The organism is Romboutsia lituseburensis DSM 797, assembly GCF_900103615.1.
GTDB classification, from domain to species: Bacteria; Bacillota; Clostridia; order Peptostreptococcales; family Peptostreptococcaceae; genus Romboutsia_F; species Romboutsia_F lituseburensis.
Genome location: NZ_FNGW01000021.1, coordinates 1 through 5,865 on the forward strand (window position 1 = coordinate 1; position 5,865 = coordinate 5,865).

5 protein-coding genes and 1 riboswitch are annotated in these 5,865 nt (G+C 27.0%); of the genes, 4 read left to right on the forward strand and 1 reads right to left on the reverse strand.

What is annotated here, in order from left to right; genetic code table 11:
* The first annotated feature begins 127 nt into the window (after positions 1–127).
* The gene (locus tag BLP75_RS17800) at positions 128–1,276 is read left to right on the forward strand and encodes a replication initiation protein (RefSeq protein WP_092727882.1); all 1,149 of its coding nucleotides are present in this window, start codon (positions 128–130) and stop codon (positions 1,274–1,276) included.
* Between the two features lie 57 nt (positions 1,277–1,333).
* Positions 1,334–1,395, forward strand: a riboswitch (Fluoride riboswitch).
* A gap of 56 nt (positions 1,396–1,451) precedes the next feature.
* Positions 1,452–2,702 carry a voltage-gated chloride channel family protein gene (locus tag BLP75_RS17805; RefSeq protein ID WP_092727883.1) on the forward strand — a complete coding sequence of 417 codons (1,251 nt, stop codon included), beginning with the start codon at positions 1,452–1,454 and terminating at the stop codon, positions 2,700–2,702.
* Positions 2,703–2,772: 70 nt separating this feature from the next.
* On the opposite strand, the gene BLP75_RS17810 is transcribed toward BLP75_RS17805, so the two are convergent.
* Entirely contained in the window at positions 2,773–3,465 is a 693-nt protein-coding gene (locus BLP75_RS17810; RefSeq protein ID WP_092727884.1) for a ferric reductase-like transmembrane domain-containing protein, read from the reverse strand.
* Between the two features lie 383 nt (positions 3,466–3,848).
* On the opposite strand from BLP75_RS17810, the gene BLP75_RS17815 reads away from it, so the two are divergent.
* Both BLP75_RS17815 and BLP75_RS17820 read left to right on the forward strand, forming a co-directional pair.
* Positions 3,849–5,066: an NAD(P)/FAD-dependent oxidoreductase gene (locus BLP75_RS17815; protein WP_092727885.1), complete on the forward strand. Its 1,218-nt coding sequence runs from the start codon at positions 3,849–3,851 to the stop codon at positions 5,064–5,066.
* Between the two features lie 70 nt (positions 5,067–5,136).
* The gene (locus BLP75_RS17820; RefSeq protein WP_092727886.1) at positions 5,137–5,565 is read left to right on the forward strand and encodes a hypothetical protein; all 429 of its coding nucleotides are present in this window, start codon (positions 5,137–5,139) and stop codon (positions 5,563–5,565) included.
* Positions 5,566–5,865: the final 300 nt, after the last annotated feature.

Here is a 5,865-nt window from a genome sequence, read left to right on the forward strand (position 1 = left end):
AAAGCGACGAATTAGGGATTTACTACGACGTTTTAGGGACTTAAAAGCGACAATAACTAAACTGTTGACGTAATTTAAATGATTTGTTAATCTATAAATAAAACAAAGGTGTAAAGGGAGATTAAATGTGAATCTTATAGAAGAATTAGAGAGTAATCGAGTATTGATGAAAAATAACATGTTAGTCAAAGCTAGATATAGTCTTAGTTTAGTTGAAAATAGAATATTTTTATCTATGCTATATAAACTTCAAAAAAGGTCAGATGGGATACTAACTTGTTCAATTAGTCATTCAGAGTTTAAAGATATAATTAAGTTTAAACAAAAGAATACTGTTAAGGGAATTTTAGATGTTTTAGAGGACTTAAGAAAAAAACCTATATACTTTAAAGAAGAAAAGAAAAATAAAAAAGGGAATCTATGGGGAGCATATGGATTTATAAATGGATATGAGTACGACGACGAATTAGGGATATTTAATATAGAAGCATCTGAAAAAATATATAAGCTATTAAAAGAATATTTAAAAATGGGATATACTCCAGTTAATGTTCAAATTTGGTTATCATTAAACAATTCATATGCACAACGATTTTATGATCTATTAAGACTTTGGAGTGGAACAAAGGATACTGTAAACTATAAGATAGAAGAAATTAAGGAATTATTAATGTTGGATGATAAGTACAGTAAATATAATGACTTCAAAAGAAGAGTTATACTTCCAGCGATAAAAGAACTTAATGAAACTGGATATTTTGAGATAGATTTTAAGGAGAATAAAGTTGGCAGAAAAGTTGAATCTATCGATTTTATAGTAAAAGATTTAGATAAACGAAAATATTTTGCTAAAGACGATGCAGCCAAGGAAATACCTAATCCTACATTAGAAGATATTAAATTAATTTCTAATGAGGTAGTCAGCGAAAAACAAGAAATTATAAGTTTAGATCAAATTGACATAGTTGAATTAAATAAAACAAAAGATGTTAAACCTGAGAAAACAGATATATTTGTACCTGATGAAATGGTGTTTACCAAAGGAACATTAAGAAGATTTAAAATGAATTTCAAGGACATTGACTTCAAAAATGAGTATATGAATAGAGCTTTTGAAGATGCAGTAATGATAACTCTTGACAGGGATGATGTTGAAACTATAAAGGCTACGTCATATTCATTCTTTAAGGGTACTTTAGATAATAAGATTACTGAATATAAAAAAGAGGAACAAGAAGATATAAAGCATAAAGCAGAGATGGATATGCTTTGGTAATTAAATTTTACAACTTAATTTGAAATTTTTACATATTTATAATATAATAAGTTTGTAAATTAAATCGGCGATGGAGTTCGCCATTAAACGCACAAGATGCTAATGACTCCTACTCTTATAAAAATATAAGGGTAGGAGTCTATTTTTTTGTGAAAAATAGACTGGGAGGAAAACTATGAATGAATTAAAAAAACACATTAAAGAAAGTGAAGTAGTATCGACAATTTTTGTTAGATGGTTTTTATTAGCATCTATATCTGGAGTTGCAGTTGGAGTTGTAATATCATTTTTCTTAAAAAGTTTACAATGGGCTACAACTACTAGAGAATCGAATGAATGGTTATTATACATGCTACCATTAGGAGGAGCTTTTGTGAGTTATCTGTATTCTAAGTATGGGAAAGACTCATCAAAGGGAAATAATTTAATTATCGAGAGAATTAATAATGGAGAAGGTAGGATTCCTTTTAGAATGGCACCTCTAGTGTTTTTAGGTACATTTATAACACACTTATTTGGTGGATCTGCTGGGAGAGAAGGTACTGGTGTACAAATAGGAGCTAGCGTATCATCTAAAATAGGTGAGCTTTTAAAATTAAAAGGAATGGATTATACAATACTTATAATAAGTGGTGTAAGTAGTGGTTTTGGAGTTGTATTTGGTACTCCTATTGCAGGAACTGTATTTGGTCTTGAAGTTAGTACTCTTGGAAAAATGCGATATGAAGCAATAATCCCTTGCCTGATATCAAGTTATATAGGAAACTTTATAGCAGACCTTTTTAAGATTCACCATACTCATTATAATATGGGGATATCTATAAGTGGAGTTGATGTATTTTTTAAAGTTATATTATGTGCTGTTTTATTTGGACTTACGAGCAAACTTTTTGCAGAACTGACTCATACATTAAAGAAATTTTTTGCAAATAAGATACCTAATACATCTTTAAAGAGCTTTATAGGTGGTATCATAATAATTATAATAGTTTTAATTCTTGGCACTAGAATTTATCTTGGTTTAAGTTTAGATCTATTGAGTAATGCATTTAACCAACCTGTTCCTAAAGGCGCATTTATAATAAAATTACTTTTAACATCACTTACTCTTGCTGTAGGGTTTCAAGGTGGAGAAGTTACTCCGCTATTTGTAATTGGAGCAACATTAGGTAATTTATTAGCATCAATAGTAGGACTTCCAATTGAGTTTTTAGCAGGACTGGGAATGATAGGTGTATTTGCTGGAGCAACAAAAACTCCTATAGCATCTTTTATAATGGGAATTGAACTGTTTGGATCAGCTAATATTGGATTTATATTTATTGCTTGTGTAGTAAGCTATGTATTTGCAGGAAAAAGCGGTATATATACATCACAAGATAGCAGTATTTTAAATGGATATTTTAATAAGTTAAAACATGAATAATATTATATATTAAAAAAAATAAGGCACATAATCATTATGTGCCTTAGTCATATATTAATTTTTATAAAATTTAGTTAGTTATTAAACTGCTTTTATTTTTTAACTTAGAGTTCTTTATTAATTTCATAATAAAATAACCTACAAATAATACTGTATATATACTTAACTTCATAATATCTACTTCATCATCATTAAGAAGAGCAAGAACTATATGAACATAAGTTAATAAATAAAATGGATATGCCCATCTTTGTAGCTTTTTCCATTCCTTATTTGTCATTTTAGCCCTAACATTTTTAAATGATGTTATAAATAAAGGTATCATCATTACAAAAGCAACTAGACCAACCATTAAATATACTACATAAAGTACTGTTATAGGCTTATGTACTAATATTTTATTTATAAAACGAACAGCATACATAACTCCATGCGGAATTAAAAGAATACATGCTAATATAGCAGATTCTGCTCTTATACTTAATAACTTTTTAGTTACCTTCCATCTAGGATTTAATGCCCCAGCAAACATTACAAGAATGAAAAATCCAATTGAAACATTTCCCTTCATAAAGGCCTTTTCAAACTCTCCTATAAATCCTTGTAATTTTGTATCTGTTATTAATCTATAAATCTCATAAACTATAGTAGCACTAGCTAGAGCTGTTGCTATAGAGTAATAAATTTTAGAATGCTTTCTGATACTAGATGTAAAAATTAGTGCAAATACAACTACGAATAATAATGAATATACTAGTCTCATTATATGTCTCCTTCCAACTTTAAATTATATTGATAATGAATTTCATTTTTAATTTTAAGTTATCATTTTGATAATGTCAATATGTTTTTGAAAATAATTATCATTTTTAATTTATTTTCTAACTTTTAAATACGACAGGAGGGAACTTTTAAATATCCATATTAAAAAGAAATATAGGTTAATATGAGTCTTTTTTGTATACATAATTGTAATAAAGATAATCTTATCTTTAATGAAAATTTTAGATTAAAAATACGATTAATAACAAATAATATATAAAAAACAAAGAATAATAAACTAGATATTTAAAAATTTTTAATTTAAAAGTTAGCTTTAATGAGTAAAACTAATTAAATAAAGTTAGTAAGTTTAGGAGGATAAAAATGAATATTCAATATGTTCAAGGAAAGCCACTATTTACATATATAAATAAAAACAAGAAACAATATCCATATTTAACCGAAAATATAGAAATAGATATTTGTATAATAGGTGGAGGTGTTACAGGAGCCGTAGCCTCTTATTATTTAAGTAAAAATAATATCAAATCAGTTGTTTTAGAGAAGAAAAGAATAGCTCATTTAAGTACAAGTGTAACTACATCTCTTCTACAATATGAACTAGATGATAACTTATCAGATCTTAAAGAATATACAACATTAGAAAATGCACTGAAGTCATATGACCTAGGCCTTAAAGCACTTGATGAAATAGAAGAGTTTATAAATACATATGGAAATAAATGTGATTATAAAAAGAGAGATACATTATTATATACAGCAAAGAATGATGAGATAAATGGAATAAAAATAGAGTATGATCTTAGAAAAGAAAATGGTCTAGATGTTGAATACATTGATGAGAGTACTAATAAATATAGCTTTGATATAAAGGCTGGGATAATATCAAAAAATGGTGGATCAGAACTAGATCCATACAAATATACTAATCAACTATTAGATGTGTCTTGTGATATGGGAGCAAAAATATATGAAAATACAGAAGTTATAGATTTAGTTCATCATGATAACTATGTAGAAGTTATAACTGAATTTGGATATAAAGTAAAAGCTAAAAAAGTAATAGTTGCAACTGGATATAATACAAACTTGTTTACCAATAGAAACTTTGCAACTAAAACAACTACATTTAACATAGTTACAAAGCCCGTTGCTAATTTTGATGGGTGGGAAGATCAAATACTTATAAGAGATAATAGCGATCCATATAACTACTTAAGAACTACTGTAGATAATAGGCTTATAATCGGTGGAGAAGATGTTGATTTTATACCAGATATATTTAATGAAAATTTAGCAAATGAAAAATATGAGATATTAGAAAATAGATTAAAATCTATGTTTAAAGATATTAAAGGTATAGAAGTAGATTTTAAATATTGTGGAACTTTTGCATCAACTCCTGATAACTTAGGATTTGTAGGACCTGATAAAAAGCATTCTAATCTATGGTATTTGCTAGGGTATGGAGCAAATGGCATTTTATTTGCAGTATTAGGAGCAATAATGTTAACAGATCTTTATAATGGCAAAGAGAATAAAGACATGAAATTATTTAAGGTAGATAGATTTGATAATTAGGTATAAATTAAAAAATTAATTTATAAATATGGTTTTAAATTTAATATATTTTACAAAGGAGATAAATTAAATGAATCAAAATGCAGAACTACTAAACTTTATATATCAAAATTCTCAAATGGGCATAGAAGCCTTACAAAAACTAGTATCTATTACTAAAGACAGTGAATTTAACAAATGCTTACAATCTCAATTAAATGAGTACAAACTAATAAATAGCAATGCTGTAAAGAAATTAAATGAAAATGGATATGATGAAAAAGGAATAGGAACTCTTACAAAAATTCAAAGTTATATAATGCTTAATATTCAAACTATGATGGATAAATCACCATCACATATAGCAGAAATGCTTATTACAGGTTCAACTATGGGGACAATAGATGCAATAAAAAATATTAAAAAATATAAAGATGCTGAACCAAGTATTTTAGAATTAATGAACGACTTAAAAAAATTTGAAGAAAATAATATAGAACAGTTAAAAGCTTTCTTATAAATAAAAAACTAGTCTAACTTTAGGCTAGTTTTTTTATTTGTAATAGATGAGATCAGTACAGAAAAGTCAGTTTTTTGTTTTTTTAAGACTATGTCATTTTATAAAAATGACCTTTACTAGTCTTTACTTAGTATTTAAAAAATATTTATAGTATTTAATAGTATTTAGGCATATATCAACCCCTTGAAATTACTAATAAATTTGAATCTAAATACGACAGGAGGGAACTTTAATACGACACTTGGGAACCTTAAGTGCGACAGGAGGGAACTTTTAATACGACACCTGGGAACCTTAAGT